The organism is Reyranella sp. (genome assembly GCF_965279465.1).
In the GTDB taxonomy this organism is placed as follows: domain Bacteria; phylum Pseudomonadota; class Alphaproteobacteria; order Reyranellales; family Reyranellaceae; genus Reyranella.
The window spans coordinates 951174-969081 of sequence record NZ_OZ257242.1 but is presented as its reverse complement, the minus strand read 5'-3'; the positions used below and the strand labels follow the sequence as shown (position 1 = coordinate 969081).

Below are 17908 nucleotides of genomic sequence, written 5' to 3'. Positions count from 1 at the left end.
CCGAGGAATTCGCCATGACCACTGCCGCTTTGGATACCGAGCCGCGCGACATGAGCCTGATCGCCCGTCTCGACCGGCTGCGCGGCACCGCGCGCCGCTTTCCCCTGTCGCTGATCGAGCTCGGCATGCGCTTCGCCGTCGGCGCCACCTTTTTCCGCTCCGGCATGCTCAAGCTGCAGAGCTTCGACACGGCGATCGCGCTGTTCCGCGACGAGTACCGCCTGCCGCTGCTGCCGCCCGAGCTTGCCGCGTATCTCGGCACGGCGGTCGAGCTGAGCGCTCCCGTGCTGCTGGTGCTCGGCCTCTTCGCCCGCGCCGGCGCCGCGGCGCTGCTGGCGATGACGCTCACCATCCAGTTCCTGGTCTATCCCGAGAACTGGCCCGAGCACCTGATGTGGGGCTCGATCCTCGCCTATGTTCTCAGCCGCGGCGCCGGTGCACTGTCGATCGACCGCATCGTCGCTTTCAACCTCTTCGGACGCGCCTAGAAAGGAATCCGTCATGGCCCGGCCGCACATCGTCATCGTCGGCGCAGGCTTTGGCGGGCTGAGCGCCGCCAATGCGCTCGCCGGCGCGGACGCCGACGTCACCGTCATCGACCGGCGCAACTACCATCTCTTCCAGCCGCTGCTCTACCAGGTCGCGACCGCCGGCCTGTCGCCGGCGCAGATCGCCTCGCCGATCCGCGCCATCCTGCGCCGCGCCGCCAACGTCCACGTGCTGCTCGGCAAGGTGAACGGCGTCGACCGGGGGCGCCGCACCATCGCCCTCGACGATCGCACGATCTCCTACGACTATCTCGTGCTGGCCACCGGGGCGCGGCACTCCTATTTCGGCCACGACGAATGGGAGACCGTGGCGCCCGGCCTGAAGAAGATCGATGACGCCACGGCCATCCGGCGCCGCATCCTCACCGCGTTCGAGAATGCCGAGGCCGCCGACAGCCACGAGGCACGCCGGCGCTTCCTCACCTTCGTCGTGATCGGCGGCGGACCGACCGGCGTGGAGATGGCCGGCGCCATCGCCGAGCTGGCGCGCGTGGCGTTGCGCCACGACTTCCGCAACATCGATCCGCGTGAGGCGAGCGTCGTGCTGGTCGAGGCGGGCCCGCGCGTGCTCGGCGCCTTTCCGCCGGTGTTGAGCGCAGCCGCGCATCGCTCGCTCGAGAAGCTCGGAGTAGAGGTCCGTCTCGGAACGCCGGTGACGCGCTGCGACGCCGAGGGCGTCACGATCGGCGAAGACCCGCTCGCAGCCGCGACGATCGTCTGGGCCGCCGGTGTGGCAGCGTCATCGGCCGCGACGTGGCTGGGCGCGGAGAAGGACCGCGTCGGCAGGGTGATGGTCGGTCCCGACTTCTCCCTGCCGGGACATCCGGAGATCTTCTGCATCGGCGACACCGCCCATGCGCTCGATGCCGACGGCAAGCCGCTGCCCGGGCTGGCGCCGGTCGCCAAGCAGCAGGGCGCCTACGTCGCGCGCGTGCTGCGCGCCCGGCTGGGCGGCAAGCCCCCGCCGAAGCCATTCCGCTACCGCGACTTCGGCACCATGGCGACGATCGGCCGGCGTGCCGCCGTCGCCGACTTCGGCTGGCTGAGGCTCGACGGCACGCTCGCCTGGCTGCTGTGGGGCGCCGTTCACGTGTCGTTCCTGATCGGCTTCCGCAACCGGCTGGTCGTCATGCTCGACTGGTTGTGGTCCTACGCAACCTTCCAGTCCGGCGCGCGGCTGATCACCGGACCGGGCTCGCATTAGCGCGAGCTTCGTGGTCCGCGAGCGCCAGCCTTGAGCGAAGCCGAAGGTCCGGAAGAGCACGAGAGGATGCGCCACTGCTCCGGATGACAGCGCGAGCCAAACGTCCGACAATCCCGCCATGGCCGCCCGCTTCCGGACCTACGCCGACTTCTGGCCGTTCTATCTCGGCGAGCACGCCAAGCCGTCGACGCGTGCGGTGCATTATGTCGGCACCATCGCCTCGGCGCTGGCGCTGGTCGTAGCGATCGCGACCCAAAACTGGTGGTGGCTGATCGCAGTGCCGTTCTCCGGCTACGGGCCGGCGTGGTTCGGCCACTTCTTCATCGAGAAGAACAAGCCCGCGACCTTCGAGGCGCCGGTCTGGTCGCTGATCAGCGACTGGCGCATGTGCGGCCTCTGGCTGACCGGCCGGCTCGGTCGCGAATTGATGAAGCACCAAATCCGCGGCTGACCGCCCGCGTGTCAGGATGCGGGTGCCCTCTGCCGTCCTTCGCTCAGTCATCCGCTTCAGGCCATGCAAAGGCGACGGCTGCGGCGAAGGTCGCCAGGACACCGATGCCGGCGACAAAAGGCGCCCATGCCGCGGGCAGCGATAGGGCGACCAGAGGCGCGAGAACGGTGATGACGATCACGATCGCGAGGGAGATCGACGCGCGTCCCGTCCACCAGGCGATGGTGCGACGCCACAGGGATGGCGTTACCGAAGCGCCCCCGAGACGTCTGCACAAATGGGTGGCCTCGACCAGCAACAGGAGGCTGCTCCCGAAGGCGGCCAGCATCAGCACATTGGGAGATGAGGACGATAGATGCAGGGCCAGCGCCAGGGAGAAGATCGCAAGCGTGCCGCCCACGGTCGCCAGCGACAGAGAGGTCCGTAGCACCGCGATGAGACAAACAGCGCCGCTCGCCAGCGCGACGGCGGCGACAAGCCCGGACGTCTCCACCCAAAGCGGCACGCCCACGAGAATGGGGATGGCGGGCGCAGGCACGAGGCGGTTCATGGCATGCCCCGACGCACCGGCGCGCGGCGCGCCAGCGCTGCGAGAGCCGCGTCGAGGGGCTGCTCCGGTTGCCATTCGGCGACGGTGATGCCCTCGCTGCGCAACAGCCGGAGTCGGGATGACCGCTCCAGCATCCACAGCGCACAGGCGACATCGCTGAGCGGCGCATCGGGCAGCACACGCCGCGTCAGCTCGACCGGACAGACAGCGAGAAGCACCACATCGTAGCCGCGTCCTGCCAGATCGACGATCGCCCGCGTGAAGCGCTCGTCGATGACCGGGCTGATGGCAATCACCAGGGCCTGACGCGGCAAGGCCGCCGCCGGCACGTAGTCCAGCGTCCTGGCCAGGTAAGTGAAATGCTGGGAGGCCGGGAGTGCAGACCGCAGCAACCTCTCCCACTGCCGCCGGCCGGCGGCAGGCTTCAGCCATCGCAGAGTGCCGCCGAACTCCACGTAGCCCACGCGATCCTTGCGGGCGATGTACGCCGACGCCAGTGCCGTGACAGCCCGCACCGAGGCATCGAGGGTCGAATGCGGCGACGCACCGGTTTCCGCCATCGTGTCGAGCAGAAGCACCACGTCGGCGCTGCGCTCCTGTTGGAACTGGTTCACGTACAACCGGCCCAGCCGCTGCGAGGCCGGCCAGTTGATTTGACGCACGCGGTCCCCCGGCGCGAACAGCCTGGTTTCGGCGATCTCGAGCCCGGTGCCGAACTGAGCGGCAACGTAGTTCCCGAAGGATGATCGCGTGTGCCACGGTCGGGGCAACTGCCGGATCATGGTAATCCGCGGATAGGTCTCGATCTCGACGGCCGGGCCAACGCGCGCTTCGTCGACCAGCAGGCCGGCGTCGTCCGACACACGCACGTTGAAGGGTCCGAGCACGAAGCGGCCGCGTGCCGTGGAACGCACGGCAAGCCTCCATTCGAACGTCTCGTCCGCCCTCAGGCTGGTCGCCAGGTGAGGCCCGCCCTCGACGAATTCAAAGGTGTTCGGCAGGGGCAGGAAAACTTCTATCGACGGTGACGTCGCCTGGGGGCAGGCGACGACAACGACCAGATCGAGGCGGTCGCCCTCGGTCAGTCGCATCGAGGTCAGGTTGGCGGTGATCCCGATGCTCGACGCCGCGACCGGCTTGCGGGCCGACAGCAAGGCCACGACCAGCGGTACGGCCGCCAGGAAGAGCTCGAAACGACCGACGATCAGCCCCAGCACCACTGTCCAGATCGTGAAGACGGCCAGCGATGCAAGCAGGGGCGACGGGAGCATGCTCAGCTTGCTTCCACTTTCGGGGTCGGCACGCGTCTCAGCACGTCGTTGACGACCTCGACCGTCGAGAGCCGCGCGACCCAAAGCTCCGGGCGCAGGATGATGCGATGGGCAAGGACCGGCACGGCCATCGCCTTGACGTCGTCCGGCGTGACGAAATCGCGGCCCTGCAGCACAGCCTCGGCCCGCACGACGGCTTGCAACGCCAGCGCGCCGCGCGGCGAGGCGCCCAGCGCCACCCGCTCATCGCCACGGGTCGCCCGCACCAGGTCGACGATGTACTCGTCGATGGCGTCATCGATGTAGACCTCCTCGAGAGCGGCCTGCATCGCGAGAAGGGCGTCATGCGACACGATCCCCGGCACCTCGGCGACCTCCTGGCGTCGCTCGCGCCGGCGCCGCAGCACCTCCTTCTCGTCCTGGCGCTCAGGATAGCCGACGGCGACGCGCATCAGGAAGCGGTCGAGCTGGGCTTCGGGCAACGGATAAGTGCCCTCGAGCTCGATGGGATTTTGGGTGGCGATGACGAGAAACGGCGGATCGAGCGGATACGACTGCCCTTCTATGGTCACCTGCCGCTCCTGCATCGCCTCGAGCAGGGCCGATTGGGTTTTTGGCGTGGCGCGGTTGATCTCGTCGGCGAGCAGCAGATGGGCGAAGATCGGTCCGCGTCTGAACTCGAAGCGGCCCTCGCGCTGATCGTAGATCGAGCTGCCGGTGATGTCGCCCGGCAGCAGGTCCGGGGTGAACTGGATGCGGCTGAACCGAAGTTCCAGCGCCTGGCTGAACAGCCGCGCGATCAGGGTCTTGGCGAGGCCCGGATAATCCTCGATGAGGATATGCCCGTTGGCCAGGACTCCCGCCATGACCTGGCGAAGGACGTGCTCCTTCCCCACGACGATCTCCGAGAGCGCCGTGAGGACGCCCTGGCATCGCTCCTCGACCTCGGCGATTTTCATCGCTCGTCCCCGATGCGTCGCACGAGCTCGGCGATCACCGGCAGTGACGGCCCGCGCCGGCTCCACCGGCGTCCGCGTGGCTCCTGCAGGAGCCCTCCACGGCCGCGCTCCTCGCTCAGCCGCACGAGCCTGGGCCACAACGACTCCTTGAAGTAGCGCGGGCTGGCGACGGCATGTTGCACGCTCTCCCTCAGCCGCACGACCATGGGCGCGATCTTGATCTCGGCGGGTTGGCCCCGTCGTGCCTTGTCGAAGGCCGATTGCGGCGTGCTTTCGAGCCGCTCTCGCATGTGGTTGTAGGCGTGGATCAGCACGACGGCGACGAAGGCCGCCACCGCGAGCCGCACGACGGACGGCCGATCATTGGCATCGACGACCGCATAGACAGACGTCGCGATCAGACCCAGGACGATGACGAGCACGAAGTAACGGCCCAGCAGCCCGATCCACACGCGCTTACGATACCGGGGCATGGCGCTCTTCTTCCTCGAGAGCAGCCTTGACGGCCATGAGGGCCTGCCAGGCCCTCTCGCGATGTTCGGGACCCAGTTCGTGCCGGCTGAAACGAGCGATCTCGAACAGGCCTGTCAGCGTGCGCACATCCGCATCGGGCAGCCGCGGAACTTTCAGGGCCGTCCGCATGAATTCCAGCACGGTCTGCCAGGGCAGGCGGCGGACGTCGGCGGTGGCGAGGACTCTCTCGAAGCGGCCGTAGCATCGGACGATGGCGAGGCGGGCATCGGGCAGGTGCCGCAGGTCGTCGAGGCTCTCCTCGACCGCCAGCTGCAGGGCAGGACGGTCGAAGGGCAGCGGCATTCCCCGGCGCCGCTCGGGCAACAAAGCGAGGTAGAGCCACGCCATGACGCCGAACGCGATGAGGGCGAGCGCCAGCAAGAACCCTTGCATGAGCCCGCCGACCAGTTCGGACGCGACGGCCGGCGGCTGTTCGGCGTCGGAGACCGTGACCGCCGCAGGCTGGCCGGCCAGCCCCGCCAGCCGCTGCGCGACCTCGTCGAGATTGATGCCCAGATGCTCCCTCAGACCGACCATGAGCAGGATCACCGCAAGCAGCAGAACTTGCGTCGCCGCCGCCCGTTTCCGAGCCTCCTGCAACTCGCGTCGCGGCCGCACGGCAGGACCAAGCAGCAAGGCGATGAACAGCGTCGCCAGACACACCAGGACGATGAATGGAATCCCGAGCCAGGCCGGAAGTTCGAGAACGAGCCTGCCCGACAGGCTTTCGACGGCGGTCACCGTTGGCATCATCCCCGCAACGGCAAATAGCAGGCCGATCAAGGATACAGCGCCAAGCGCCACCTTCCGTCTCAAGCTCATGCTGTCAGCTTGGACTCTATGCTCCGCAGGCTCAAGCTTCTCGCGAGCATGACGGCAGGCGCCGGTCTGGTCGCTGATCAGCGACTATCGGATGTGCGGCCTCTGGCTGACCGGCCGGCTCGGTCACGAATTGATGAAGCATCAAATCCGCGGCTGACGGTCCGTCGTAGAGGAAGGCACGCGGCGCCTCCTCACCCTCCTTCTGGTCTTCATCGCGGGAACAGCGAACGCCGAGACGTCGACGCTGCCCTGGCAGTAATGGAACCCGGCGCTGCTCGACCGCGCGGACAAGGAGCATAAGTACATCCTGCTGCACATGGCGGCGGTGTGGTGCCAGTGGTGCCATGTCATGGAGGGCACGACCTATCGCGATCCCGCCATCCAGGCGGCGATCCTCGACAGGTTCATCCCGGTGCGGGTCGACCAGGACGCCGATCTCGAGCTCAGCTACCGCTACGAGGACTGGGGCTGGCCCGCGACCATCATGCTCGACAAGGACGGCAACGAGATCTTCAAGCGCCGCGACTACATCCCGCCCGAGCTGTTCGCGAAGCTGCTGGTCGCCGTGATCGACGATCCCTCGGCGCTGCCGTCCTAGGCGATGGGTGCGACTGTCGATCCCGACGCCACGGGCCTGTCCGACGAGCGGCTGGCGAAGATCGAGGCGCTCGTGCGCCAGCGCGATGCGATGCGCGCCTACGTTCTGGCCTGGCTGATCGGGCACAGCGACGCCGACCTGAAGGCGGCGAAGAACATTGGCCGCTGGCTGATGGACTTCATGCGCAGCGACAGCGGCGCCTTCTACACCAGCCAGGATGCCGACGTGAGCCACGGCGAGCACGGCGACGTCTTCTACGCCAAGCCCGACGCCGAGCGCCGTGCCGGCCCGGAACCGCCGATCGACAAGCATTCCTATGCGCGCGAGAACGGCTGGGCGATCGCGAGCCTTGCCGCCCTGTACGACATCACGGGCGACGAGGCGCTGCGCGACGCGGCGGTGAAGGCCTTCGACTGGACCCTGGCCAACCGGCGCGCACCGAACGGCGGCCTCGGCCATGGCCGCGCGCCGCTATCTCGCGCTGGCCGCCGAGCTCGCTGAGGTGATCGCGCGCGATCGTCGCGACCCGGCCGGCGGCTTCACGGTGCGCCAGCCCGAGCCGGGCGCGAAAGGCGTGCTCGCCCGGCCGGTGAAGCAGGTCGACGAGAACGTGCTGGCGACCCGCCTGTTCAACCTGCTGGCGCGCGACACCGGCCGCGCGGATTTCCACACCGCCGCCGAGCACGGCATGCGCACCCTGATCGCGCTCGCGGAGGACGACCTGGTCGTGCCCGGCGCGCTGCTGGCGAATCGCGAGCTGTCGCGCGAGCCGGCGCACGTCACCATCGTCGGCGCCAAGGACGATCCGGCGGCGCGGGCGCTCTATACCGCCGCGCGAGCCTATCCGACGCGCTACCTGCGCATCGAATGGCTCGACCGCCGAGAGGGGCCGCCGCCTTCGCCTGCGCCAACGGCGCCTGCTCGGCGCCCATGTTCAGCGCCGACAAGGTCGCGCGCATGGTCGCCAAGGTGGATGATCGGTAGAGAGCCCGTCATCCCGACCGGAGCCGAGCGCAGCGAGGCGCAGTGGAGGGATCTCGTCTTGTGCAGCCGCAGGCATGATCAGGTCCCTCGGCTTCGCTCGGGGCGACGGGTAGGATTCGGATCCGGAGGTGCCCCATGCCGATCCCTATCCTGCGCGTCGCCCGCCCGACCGACGACATCGACGCCCTGCTGCCCTTCTACGAGCGCGGCCTGGGCCTTAGCGTGCTCTACCGGTTCGAGGATCATGCGGGTTTCGACGGCGTGATGCTGGGTCACGAGAAGGCACCCTGGCATTTCGAGTTCACCCGCGCCCCTGGCCATTCCGCTGGTCGGGCGCCGACCCCGGATAACCTTCTGGTCTTCTACCTGCCGGATTCGGCCGAGTGGCAGGCTGCGGTCGATCGGATGCGCGGGGCGGGTTTCGAACCCGTTTCGGCCTTCAACCCGTACTGGGACCGCGACGGTCTGACCTTCGAGGACCCGGATGGCTATCGCGTTGTTTTCCAAGCAGCTGCCTGGGGCCGCTAAAGTCCACCCCTTGCGTCGCCGGGGGTCGGAGGCCACATTGCGGCCGACACCGAAATCCCCGATCAGAGGCCTCATGGAACCGATGCTGCAGGGCGCCGCGCCGCAGGCTGCCCCCGCCGACCTCATCAAGGACAGCGACCAGACCAAGTTCGCTAAGGACGTGCTCGAAGCCTCGCGCACGACCCCGGTCATCGTCGACTTCTGGGCGCCGTGGTGCGGGCCGTGCAAGACCTTGCAGCCGATGATCGAGAAGGTCGTCAAGGAGGCCAAGGGCGCGGTCAAGCTGGTCAAGATCAACATCGACCAGAACCAGATGCTGGCCCAGCAGCTGCGCATCCAGTCGATCCCGGCGGTCTATGCCTTCTTCGGCGGCCGCCCGGTCGACGGCTTCATGGGCGCGGTGCCGGAGACCCAGATCAAGGAATTCGTCGGCCGGTTGGTGCAGGCCGCCGGCGGCGTACCGGGCGACGGCGCCGACGATCTGACCGCCGCGCTGGAGCATGCCAAGCAGGCGGTGGACGAGAAGGATTTCGCCCTTGCTGCCCAGATTTACAACGAGCTGCTCGAGGTCGCGCCGGACAATCTGCCGGCAATGATCGGTCTTGCCCGCTGCTATGCCGAGGAGGGCGATGCCGAGCAGGCCAGGGCCGTCATCGAGCGCGTGCCGGCGAAGGACAAGGGCAATTCCGAAATCGTCGCGATCTTGGCCCAGCTCGATCTTGCCGAGTTGGCCAAGGCTGCCGGCCCGGTGGCCGAGCTGAAAGCCAAGGCCGCCGCCGATCCCAAGGACTTCCAGTCTCGCCTCGACCTCGCCATGGCCTATTGGGCCGGCAACCAGCGGCAGGAGGCGATCGACGAGCTGCTCGACATGATTAAGGCCGATCGCAACTGGAACGAGGCGGCGGCGCGCCAGCAGCTGCTGAAGTTCTTCGAGGCCTTGGGGTTCACCGATCCCCTGGCCGTGGCCGGCCGCAAGCGGCTCTCGACCATCCTGTTCTCGTGAGCCGGCAGAACCCCTTCGATCCCGTCTTCGAGCAGCTTCCCGACACGCTGCCGATCTTTCCGCTGTCGGGCGTGATGCTGCTGCCCGGCGGCAAGCTGCCGCTCAACGTGTTCGAGCCGCGCTACCTGGCGATGGTCTTCGATTCGCTGGCCGGCCATCGCCTGATCGGCATGGTCCAGCCGATGCAGCCCGGCGGCTACGCGGGCGACGGAATGCCGGTCGAGGACGGCAAGCCCAAGGTCCACAGAGTGGGCTGCGCCGGCCGAATCGTGAGCTTCAACGAGACCGAGGACGGCCGGCTGCTGCTGGCCCTCTCGGGCGTCTGCCGCTTCGAGATCGGCCGCGAACTCGACCTCGCGCAGGGCGGCTATCGCCGCGTGTCCTCGCTGTTCGCGCCCTACCGCGCCGACCTCGACCATGCCGACGAGCTGGTCGAGCTCGACCGCGAGCGGCTGATGGCGGCGCTCGCCGCCTTCTTCCGCAGCCGCGGCCTGTCGACCGACTGGGACGCGGTGAAGCAGGCCGGCGACCGTAATCTGGTGACTTCGCTGTCGATGATGCTGCCGTTCGGCCCGGCCGAGAAGCAGGCGCTGCTCGAGGCCGCCGACACCACCGCGCGCGCAAAGCTGCTGATCGCCTTCCTGGAGATGGGCGCTTTCGGCCAGCCTCCGGACTCCTCGCCGCAGCGGGCCAACTGACCGCGGTCGTGCTACACTGACGCATGTCCCAACCGGAACCCCGCCGTGGCGGCGTCGACCCGAAACTGCTGGAGATCCTGGTTTGTCCGGCCTGCCACGGACCGCTGGAGTATGATTCGGCGGCGGGCGAGCTGATCAGCCGCAAGGCAGGGCTCGCCTATCCGATCCGCGATGGCATTCCGATCATGCTGGTGAGCGAGGCGCGCGTGCTGAAGGACGTGCCATGAGCCCCGAGGACGGTTTTCCCAAGTCGGTGCCCGACGCCGGCAGCTACGAGGCCGACGGCGCACCCTGGCCGGCGGAGCTCCGCGTGTTCAAGAGCGAAGGCCGCATCGAGATCGACTTCACGGACGGCAGGAAGTGCAGCCTGCCGGCCGAGTATCTGCGGGTCGAGAGCCCCTCGGCCGAGGTCCAGGGCCATGGCGGGCCGGCGACCAAGAAGATCGTGTCGGGCCGCCGCCACGTGAAGATCGCGGAGGTCGAATCGGTTGGCCACTACGCCATCCGCATCATCTTCGACGACGCGCATGACAGCGGCATCTACAGCTGGTCCTACCTGCGCGAGCTCGGCGACACCTACGAGGAGCGCTGGGCGGCCTACCAGGCGGCGCTCCTGTCACACGGCCTCAGCCGCGATCGCTGAGCCATGAGGGCCTAAACCATGAGGATCGTAATCGCCGGCGCTGGAATCGGCGGCCTCGTCGCGGCCATGTGCCTGCATCGCGCCGGCTTCGATGTCGAGGTCTTCGAGGCGGTGGGCGAGCTGAAGCCGCTCGGCGTCGGCATCAACATCCAGGCCGGCGCGGTGCGCATCCTGTCCGGCCTCGGGCTCGAGCCGGCACTGGCCGCGACCGGCATCGAGACCCGCGAGCTGCGCTACGCAAACCGGCACGGCCAGACCATCTGGGCCGATCCGCGCGGCCGCCATGCCGGCCTGCCCTGGCCGCAGTTCTCGATCCATCGCGGCGAGCTGCAGATGATCCTGTTCGACGCCGCAAAGTCGATGCTGGGTGCGGACCGGATCAAGTTCGGCCGGCGCATCGTGGGCTTCGAGCAGTCGGGCGCCAGGGTCACCACGCGCTTCGCCGATCGCGACGGCAAGGTCGTCGAGACGGCGGAGGCCGACATCCTGGTCGGCGCCGACGGCATCCACTCCGCCGTGCGCGCGCATTTCTACCCCCACGAGGGGCCGCCCAAGTGGCAGGGCATCCTGATGTGGCGCGGCGTCACTGTCGCCAAGCCGTTCCTCGGCGGCGCCACGATGGTGCAGGCGGGCCATCACACCCAGAAGTTCGTCTGCTACCCGATCAGCCGCGCCCATGCCGAGCGCGGCGAGGCGCTGATCAACTGGATCTGCGACCTGCACATGGGCGACAAGGCGATGCTGCCGCGCGAGGACTGGAACCGGCCGGGCAAGCTCGCCGACTTCCTGCCCAGGTTCGAGAACTGGACGTTCGGCTGGCTCGACGTGCCGGGCGTGATCCAAAAGGCGCACACCATCCTGGAGTTCCCGATGGTCGACCGCGATCCGCTGCCGCGCTGGAGCCACGGCCGCATCACGCTGCTCGGCGACGCGGCGCACCCGATGTATCCGATCGGCTCGAACGGCGCGTCTCAGGCGATCATCGACGGCGAGGCGATCACGCAGGAACTGATGGCCGGGGGCGATCCTGAGGTGGCCCTGCAGCGCTACGAGCAGCGCCGCCTGCCGCCGATGGCGCGCATCGTCGAGAGCAACCGGCGCAAGGGGATCGACATCATGCTCGACATCGTGGAGGAGCGCGCGCCGCAGGGCTTCTCGAGTCTCGACAGCGTGCTGCCGGCCGACGAGCTGGAGCGCATCGTCGGCGATTACAAGAAGCTGGTCGCGCAGGACCGCGAAACGCTTCTCAAGCTGGCGCGTGCCCAATAAAAAACCGGCCCCTTGCAGGACCGGCCGTGGCAGCGGTTTATCCCGACCATTACATCGCCGGGCCGCCACCGAGAGAGAATATGGCATCTGATGATGACGCTATTGTGGCGCTGACCTCCCGTCGTCCTGAGCGCAGCGAAGGACCTCACCGAACGATCGGACACGGTCCGCATGGCTGGCGCGAGGTCCTTCGCTGCGCTCAGGACGACAAACCGTGAGTCTCGGCCGCTCGATCGCCACGGTCGGCAGCTTCACCTTGCTGTCACGGATCGTCGGCTTCGTGCGCGACATCGTCCTGTCGGCGGTGCTGGGCTCGGGGCCGGTGGCCGACGCCTTCATCGTGGCGTTCAAGCTGCCGAACTTTTTCCGCCGCCTGTTCGCCGAGGGCGCCTTCTCGGCGGCCTTCGTGCCGCTGTTCGCGCGTGCGCTGCAGGGCGAGGGCCGCGATGCCGCGCTCAGCTTCGCGCGCCAGGCGCATGCCGGCCTCCTGATCGTGCTGGTGCCGTTCTCGCTGCTGATGATGGTCGCCATGCCGATGGTGATCTGGCTGCTGGCGCCGGGCCTGTCCGACGACCAGTCGATCTTCGACCTCGCCGTCACCTTCGCCCGCATCACCTTTCCGTACCTGGTGTTCATCTCGCTGGCCTCGCTCTATGGCGGCGTGCTGAACGGCATCGATCGCTTCGCCGAGGTGGCCTTCACGCCGGTGCTGCTGAATCTCGCCATGATCGGCGCCGTGCTCGGCCTCACGCCGTTCCTGCCAGATGCGGGCTATGCCGCATCGATCGGCGTCGCGCTGGCCGGCCTCCTGCAATGGCTCTGGCTGCTGTGGTCCTGCTCGCGCGACGGCGTCGGCATGAAATGGGTCCGGCCGCGCTACACCGAGCGGGTGCGGCGGCTGGTGCAGCTCGCCACCCCGGTGGCGATCGGCGGCGGCGCGCAACAGGTCGGCTCGATGCTCGACGTGGTCTGGGCCTCGCTGCTGCCGGCCGGCTCGATCTCGGCGCTCTACTACGCCGATCGCATCATGCAGCTGCCGCTCGGTGTGATCGGCATCGCCATCGGCACGGCGCTGCTGCCGCTGCTCGCCCGCCAGCTCCGCGCCGGCGCCAACGACGCGGCGATGGCCAACCAGAACCGCGCCATCGAGTTCGGCCTGCTGTTCAGCCTGCCCTCGACCGCGGCCCTCTGGATCCTGGCGGTGCCGATGATCCGGGTGCTGTTCGAGCACGGCCGCTTCGGACCCGACGACACGATGCGCACGGCGGCCGCGCTGGCGGCCTTCGCGGTCGGCCTGCCCGCCTTCATGCTGATCAAGGCGCTGACGCCGGGCTTCTTCGCGCGCGAGGACACGCGCACGCCGCTCTACATCGCGCTCGTCGCCATCGCGGCCAACATCGGCATGAACGCCGCCTTCGTGCTCGGCACCTCGCTCGAGCAGGTCGGAATCGCGCTTTCATCGTCGCTGTCGGGCTGGCTCAATGCCGTGCTTCTGGCAGTCGTCCTGATGCATCGCGGGCACTGGCTGCCCGATCGGCGGCTGATCTCGCGCACGTTGCGCGTTGCCTTGGCCGCGATCGGCATGGGCGCCGCGCTGGTCGGCGGGCTTGCCGTGCTCAGGCCGGCCCTGGCGCATCCCGACCTGCTGGGCGTCGTGGCGCTGCTCGGCTTATGCGCCGGCGGCGGCCTGCTCTATGGCGCGCTCGGCGCGGTGCTGGGAGTCGTGAAGCTCTCCGAGTTGCGCGCGATGTTGCGGCGCCAGCCGGGCGTCAGACCAGCCGACCCAACCGAACAACCGTGACGCCGCCGCGCAGCGGCCGGTTCGACGAGGGCATCACAAGCACGCAATTGTCGTAGGGCGTCGTCACCGGCTCGCCGTCGTCGTGACCAAGAACGGTGCCCGCCTTGGCGATCGTCTCCTGGCCCTCGAACTGGCGGGCCGGCATGAAGTTGCCGCGCCTGGTGGCGATCGCGTGCGTCACCTCGACAACCCGCTGCGAGGACGGCGACGGCTGCCTCCAGCCCGCCGGCAAATCGCGCGGCTCGACGATGCCCGTCTCCACCAGGAAGCGTGCCGTCACATCCTTGGCGACCGCCACCGACGACGCGCGCCAATGCTGGCCGGTCTCGATCAGCAGAGCGTTCTTCGGGCTCCTGGGATCGCCGAACCCACCGTAGTCGCGCATCCGCATGCCTGCGGCGTGGCCCGCATCGGCAATGATGTCGACCGGTGAGCCGACCTTCTTCGCGAGCTCGACACCCTTGGCCAACGGCCCCGCGAGCATCAGCGGCACGCCGTCGTCGTGCATGGAATGAAGATCGAGCAGCAGGTCGGCACGCTCGACGAACGGCTTCACGACCTGCGCCCGGCGTGTCTCGACCGTGGTCGCCGGCTGGTCGAGCCGGCCCCACGTGCGATTGAAATCTTCGTCGATCATGCGCGACTTGAACGGCGTTCGCGGATCGAAGGAGTGATAGGCTTCGATATTGTTGAAGGCGAGAATCAGAGTGCCGCTGCGTGGCTTCAACCCTTGCTCCAGCAGCGCATCGACCACGACGGCACCCGACACCTCGTTGCCGTGCGTGAGCGCCGTCACCATCACCGTCGGTCCCGGCTTGCCGCTCCCGATGACGTGCACATAGGGCGCGTCACCCTTCTCCCATTTGCGCAACTCGGGAAACGCGAACTCGATTGGCGGGTTGTCGGACATGAAGCCTCCAACCCTCCGTATAAATCATCCGTCGGACCGCACAACCAGCACGAACAAGCCCGCTGCGCTGCGTGACGCAGCGGTCTCGCGACATCTGTTCAGCGAACGCGGTCGCCGCGGCAGTTGTACGTACGGCCGAATTCGTCCTTCATCGTCACTGAATGCGGGCCGCATACGGTACTTATCGGGGCCATATTCGGGACCACCGCCTGCTCCTGCATCGGCGAGGGGACTTCGTCGGGTGAGCTGGGGAGAGTCCGCGCTGGATTGACGGCAGGCTCCGAAGGCGCCGTCGAGGGGCTCGGCATCTGTGCAAGAGCCGTTCCCAGCGGCAGGACGAAAGCGACGGCGGCTGTAACCATAAGTCTCTGTATGCGTAGCATGCTCCGCTCCACTGCGTTCCATCTCTCTGGCAACGTCTTCTGTGCGAGGGGAGTTGCGTTCGTCAGCCGCCCTGCTCATTAGGGTCACACAAGGACCGGATGGCGCGCGGCAGGTCGCGCATATGCGAGATCACGACCGAGGCGCCGGCATCCAGAAGTTCCTGGCAGAGCCCCTCCGTGGCATGGCTTCCCCCGGCAAAACCGACCGTTTTCATCGCCGCCGCCCGCGCGCCGGCAATGCCATGCCTGGAATCCTCGATCACGATGCAGGCCTCGGGCAGATGGCCGGTAGCCCGCGCCGCGTGAAGATAGATATCCGGCGCGGGCTTGCCTCTCGCGACGAGAGCGGTGCTGAAGATGTGCGGTGCGAAATGGCCGGTGAGACCCGTCGATTCCAGCTTCATCCGCAGCTTTTCGGGCAGGCTCGACGAGGCGACGCATTTTGGCGCTCCGGTCAGCACCTCGAGTGCCAGCTCCACGCCCGGCACGCGCTCGAGGTCGCGCAGGCACCGCGCCCAGACCCGCCGTTCGCGCTCCTCCAGCAGGCCCTCGGGCATGTCGCGCTTCAGTTCCCCGAACACAATCTCATACATGTCGCGGCGGGCGATGCCGACAAAGCGCTGGAGCAATTGACCGGCCGTTGCCGTGCAGCCAAAGGGACCAAGCAGCTCGGCATCGACGGCGTGCTCCAGCAACTCGCTGTCGACCAGGACTCCATCGCAATCGAAGATGAGGAGAGCGGACATGTTGTCCGCCCTTGTAGCCCCCGTCGTCGGCCTTCGCGAGCAGACCCAGACGCTCACGCCTCCTTGTACCAGTTGGCGAGGTCGAAGGTGTTGTTGTCCCAGCCGCTCAGCTCGTTCACCAGCTTGTTGCTGACGGCGGCGGCGTCGGGCCGCATGACCAGCGGAATCACGACCTGGTTGTTCACGACCAGCTCGTTCAGCTTTATCAGCATGGCGGTGCGCTTGACCGGGTCGAGCTCGACCTGCGCCGCTTGATCGAGGTCTGGTAGACGAACTTCAGCTTGTTGCCGTCCTTGGCGCGGATGCCATCGGATCCTTTGGCCCAGCCCGCTTTGTCGAGCAGGGCATTGGCCTTGTCGACGTTGAATTCGTAGCTGGTCGTTTTCGAGCGGAAGCGCTCCGGGTTGTTGATATAGTTGGCCGTCGCCTGGCCGATGCGGCCGTAGATGTGCTTCTCGATCGAGTCGCGATCGATCAGCAGGGCCATCGCCTGGCGCACCGCCGGATCGGACAGGCTGGGATGCTTCGTCTTGAGGTTCGAGCGCTCGCCGTCGGCCTCGGTCCATGGATCGGTGCTGTTGAGCTGCATGTGCTCGATGCCGCCGCCCGGCGAGATGACGACATGGCCTTTGCCGCCCTTCTCAAGTCGCACGAGGATCTCGTCCTCGACCTGCATGTTCCAGGCGAAGTCGTACTCGCCGGTCTGCAGCACCGCGCGCGCGGCCGAGACGGCATCGCCGCCGCCCTTCATCTCGATGCTGTCGAAATGTGGCCGGTTCGGCACGTGATAGTTCGGGTTGATTACGCCCGTAACCAGGTCGCCCGGCTTGAAGTCCTTGAACAGGTAGGGCCCGGTGCCGACCGGCTCGAGGTTGGGCGGCGCCTCTCGCGACTTGGCGCCCGTGTAGTCGGCGAACAGATGCCTCGGAATGATGCAGCCCGCCCAACCAACGAAGGCGTCGGCCCAGAACGGCGTCGGCTGCGCGAATTTCACAAGCCCGGTGCACTGGTCGATCTTCTCGACCTTGACGTCCTTGTAGGAGCCGCTGGTGACCGTCGCCGTGGCGGGATCGTTGGCGTACTGCCAGGTGAAGAGGACATCGTCGGCGGTGAACGGCTTGCCGTCGTGCCAGGTCACGCCCTGCTTCAGCTTCCAGGTGACCGATTTTCCGTCGGCTGCCAGCGTGCCGTCTTCGCGCCCCGGAATGGTCGCCGCGAGAACCGGCCGAAGGTTGCCGTCGCGGTCCCAGGCGGCGAGCCGCGAAATGCGGATTGAGCAGGGTGGTCCCTGCCACCACAGCACCTTGAGCGGACCACCGCCGAGCGGGTCAATGCCGGTTCGAGAGGCCCTCGGCGCGCGCCGGACCGCTCAGGATTTCACCCTTGGGCAGTTTTCCTCGGACGACCGCCTTTGCGGCCGTTTTCGCGTGATGCAGCCGTCTTCGCCTTGCTCCGGGCTCGTCCGCCTGCCGCTCCCAATTGGCGCGCCATCCAGCTCTTCGAACCCAGCATGCCTTGGAGCAGAGATGGAACATACAAATCCGCATCCAACCGCGGCCAATGAAGACCAAGTCCGGCGGGACTGATCTCGATCTGGGCAAGATCGGCCGCTTCCGCGCCGGCCAGTCCCTCCGCCAAATCGGCCGGAAATGCGATCTGAACGCCCGTGTTCAGCGCCACGATGATACGTGAGGATCGCCGATCGTAGCGCGCAGAGACGGCATGGCTCGCCTGACGCTGCGTCTCCATGCGAACCTCTGCGCGGCGCAATTCTCGTTCAGTAATGGCCATGGATCGATCTCCATTTTGTGCAAAGGGTCTGCAGTACGGTCAGCAACGCATCCGCGATGCCGTTAACCTCACGTAACGAGAAGCCGTAGCTTTGCCGCAGTACCGGCGGACCCTCCGGACAATTCAGCACGAAGACGGCTTCGCCCCCTGTGCCTTTCACGTGGACATGCGCTGGGCGGTGATCGTTCGGATAAATAACAACGTGCGGCCCACGCACGCGATGCACCGTCGGCATC

At 67.5% G+C, this 17908-nt stretch carries 22 protein-coding genes and 1 pseudogene; 13 read left to right on the top strand and 10 right to left on the bottom strand.

What is annotated here, in order from left to right; genetic code table 11:
- Positions 1-14 precede the first annotated feature (14 nt).
- The 3 genes from ACQY8M_RS04710 (at position 15) to ACQY8M_RS04700 (ending at position 2203) form a co-directional block, all read left to right on the top strand.
- Positions 15-488: a DoxX family protein gene (locus tag ACQY8M_RS04710; protein WP_428669363.1), complete on the top strand. Its 474-nt coding sequence runs from the start codon at positions 15-17 to the stop codon at positions 486-488.
- Positions 489-501: 13 nt separating this feature from the next.
- A complete protein-coding gene (locus tag ACQY8M_RS04705) occupies positions 502-1752 on the top strand; it encodes an NAD(P)/FAD-dependent oxidoreductase (protein WP_428669361.1) in 1251 nt (416 codons plus the stop codon).
- 118 nt (positions 1753-1870) lie between these two features.
- Complete coding sequence (locus tag ACQY8M_RS04700) at positions 1871-2203, top strand: Mpo1-like protein (protein WP_428669359.1); 333 nt, start codon at positions 1871-1873, stop codon at positions 2201-2203.
- A 43-nt stretch (positions 2204-2246) separates the two neighbouring features.
- Here the strand turns inward: ACQY8M_RS04700 and ACQY8M_RS04695 are convergent, their stop codons facing one another.
- The 5 genes from ACQY8M_RS04695 to ACQY8M_RS04675 are packed head-to-tail and all read right to left on the bottom strand — an operon-like array spanning position 2247 to position 6237.
- A complete protein-coding gene (locus ACQY8M_RS04695) occupies positions 2247-2753 on the bottom strand; it encodes a hypothetical protein (RefSeq protein WP_428669357.1) in 507 nt (168 codons plus the stop codon).
- Entirely contained in the window at positions 2750-4024 is a 1275-nt protein-coding gene (locus ACQY8M_RS04690) for a DUF58 domain-containing protein (RefSeq protein ID WP_428669355.1), read from the bottom strand. Before ACQY8M_RS04690 ends, ACQY8M_RS04695 begins: the two co-directional genes overlap by 4 nt.
- A gap of 2 nt (positions 4025-4026) precedes the next feature.
- Positions 4027-4983, bottom strand: a complete 957-nt coding sequence (locus ACQY8M_RS04685) for an AAA family ATPase (RefSeq protein WP_428669353.1) — start codon at positions 4981-4983, stop codon at positions 4027-4029.
- Positions 4980-5456 carry a hypothetical protein gene (locus ACQY8M_RS04680; protein ID WP_428669351.1) on the bottom strand — a complete coding sequence of 159 codons (477 nt, stop codon included), beginning with the start codon at positions 5454-5456 and terminating at the stop codon, positions 4980-4982. The genes ACQY8M_RS04685 and ACQY8M_RS04680 overlap by 4 nt, the downstream gene beginning before the upstream one ends.
- The gene (locus ACQY8M_RS04675) at positions 5440-6237 is read right to left on the bottom strand and encodes a DUF4129 domain-containing protein (RefSeq protein WP_428669349.1); all 798 of its coding nucleotides are present in this window, start codon (positions 6235-6237) and stop codon (positions 5440-5442) included. Before ACQY8M_RS04675 ends, ACQY8M_RS04680 begins: the two co-directional genes overlap by 17 nt.
- Positions 6238-6634: 397 nt before the next feature.
- Between ACQY8M_RS04675 and ACQY8M_RS04670 the strand changes: the two genes are divergently transcribed.
- The 10 genes from ACQY8M_RS04670 to murJ all read left to right on the top strand — a co-directional run bounded on the left by ACQY8M_RS04670 (position 6635) and on the right by murJ (position 13842).
- Positions 6635-6916, top strand: a complete 282-nt coding sequence (locus ACQY8M_RS04670; RefSeq protein WP_428669345.1) for a DUF255 domain-containing protein — start codon at positions 6635-6637, stop codon at positions 6914-6916.
- Positions 6917-6919: 3 nt separating this feature from the next.
- Positions 6920-7417 (top strand): hypothetical protein, encoded by a 498-nt coding sequence (locus ACQY8M_RS04665; protein WP_428669343.1) that lies wholly within the window; start codon positions 6920-6922, stop codon positions 7415-7417.
- Positions 7374-8165, top strand: coding sequence for a hypothetical protein (locus tag ACQY8M_RS04660; protein ID WP_428669340.1), 792 nt, complete (start codon positions 7374-7376; stop codon positions 8163-8165). Before ACQY8M_RS04665 ends, ACQY8M_RS04660 begins: the two co-directional genes overlap by 44 nt.
- Positions 8048-8428, top strand: a complete 381-nt coding sequence (locus ACQY8M_RS04655) for a VOC family protein (RefSeq protein ID WP_428675310.1) — start codon at positions 8048-8050, stop codon at positions 8426-8428. Before ACQY8M_RS04660 ends, ACQY8M_RS04655 begins: the two co-directional genes overlap by 118 nt.
- 73 nt (positions 8429-8501) lie before the next feature.
- A complete protein-coding gene (gene trxA / locus ACQY8M_RS04650; RefSeq protein ID WP_428669338.1) occupies positions 8502-9431 on the top strand; it encodes a thioredoxin in 930 nt (309 codons plus the stop codon).
- Complete coding sequence (locus ACQY8M_RS04645) at positions 9428-10129, top strand: LON peptidase substrate-binding domain-containing protein (RefSeq protein WP_428669336.1); 702 nt, start codon at positions 9428-9430, stop codon at positions 10127-10129. The genes trxA and ACQY8M_RS04645 overlap by 4 nt, the downstream gene beginning before the upstream one ends.
- A 23-nt stretch (positions 10130-10152) precedes the next feature.
- On the top strand, positions 10153-10356 hold the full coding sequence (locus ACQY8M_RS04640) for a Trm112 family protein (RefSeq protein WP_428669334.1): 204 nt from the start codon (positions 10153-10155) through the stop codon (positions 10354-10356).
- Positions 10353-10772, top strand: coding sequence for a gamma-butyrobetaine hydroxylase-like domain-containing protein (locus ACQY8M_RS04635; RefSeq protein WP_428669332.1), 420 nt, complete (start codon positions 10353-10355; stop codon positions 10770-10772). Before ACQY8M_RS04640 ends, ACQY8M_RS04635 begins: the two co-directional genes overlap by 4 nt.
- An 18-nt stretch (positions 10773-10790) precedes the next feature.
- The gene (locus ACQY8M_RS04630; RefSeq protein WP_428669330.1) at positions 10791-12041 is read left to right on the top strand and encodes a flavin-dependent oxidoreductase; all 1251 of its coding nucleotides are present in this window, start codon (positions 10791-10793) and stop codon (positions 12039-12041) included.
- A 214-nt stretch (positions 12042-12255) separates the two neighbouring features.
- On the top strand, positions 12256-13842 hold the full coding sequence (murJ, locus tag ACQY8M_RS04625) for a murein biosynthesis integral membrane protein MurJ (RefSeq protein WP_428669328.1): 1587 nt from the start codon (positions 12256-12258) through the stop codon (positions 13840-13842).
- On the opposite strand, the gene ACQY8M_RS04620 is transcribed toward murJ, so the two are convergent.
- From ACQY8M_RS04620 to ACQY8M_RS04600, 5 genes and pseudogenes are all read right to left on the bottom strand, one after another.
- Entirely contained in the window at positions 13811-14752 is a 942-nt protein-coding gene (locus ACQY8M_RS04620) for a succinylglutamate desuccinylase (RefSeq protein ID WP_428669326.1), read from the bottom strand. The two genes, murJ and ACQY8M_RS04620, sit on opposite strands and share 32 nt — an antisense overlap.
- Before the next feature lie 445 nt (positions 14753-15197).
- On the bottom strand, positions 15198-15938 hold the full coding sequence (locus tag ACQY8M_RS04615; RefSeq protein WP_428669324.1) for an HAD family hydrolase: 741 nt from the start codon (positions 15936-15938) through the stop codon (positions 15198-15200).
- Positions 15935-17202, bottom strand: a pseudogene (locus tag ACQY8M_RS04610) (peptide ABC transporter substrate-binding protein); the annotation flags it as partial. The gene ACQY8M_RS04615 and the pseudogene ACQY8M_RS04610, both read right to left, overlap by 4 nt.
- A gap of 56 nt (positions 17203-17258) precedes the next feature.
- Complete coding sequence (locus ACQY8M_RS04605; RefSeq protein ID WP_428669322.1) at positions 17259-17672, bottom strand: DUF2442 domain-containing protein; 414 nt, start codon at positions 17670-17672, stop codon at positions 17259-17261.
- The gene (locus ACQY8M_RS04600) at positions 17659-17907 is read right to left on the bottom strand and encodes a DUF4160 domain-containing protein (protein ID WP_428669320.1); all 249 of its coding nucleotides are present in this window, start codon (positions 17905-17907) and stop codon (positions 17659-17661) included. Before ACQY8M_RS04600 ends, ACQY8M_RS04605 begins: the two co-directional genes overlap by 14 nt.
- Between the last annotated feature and the right edge of the window lies 1 nt (position 17908).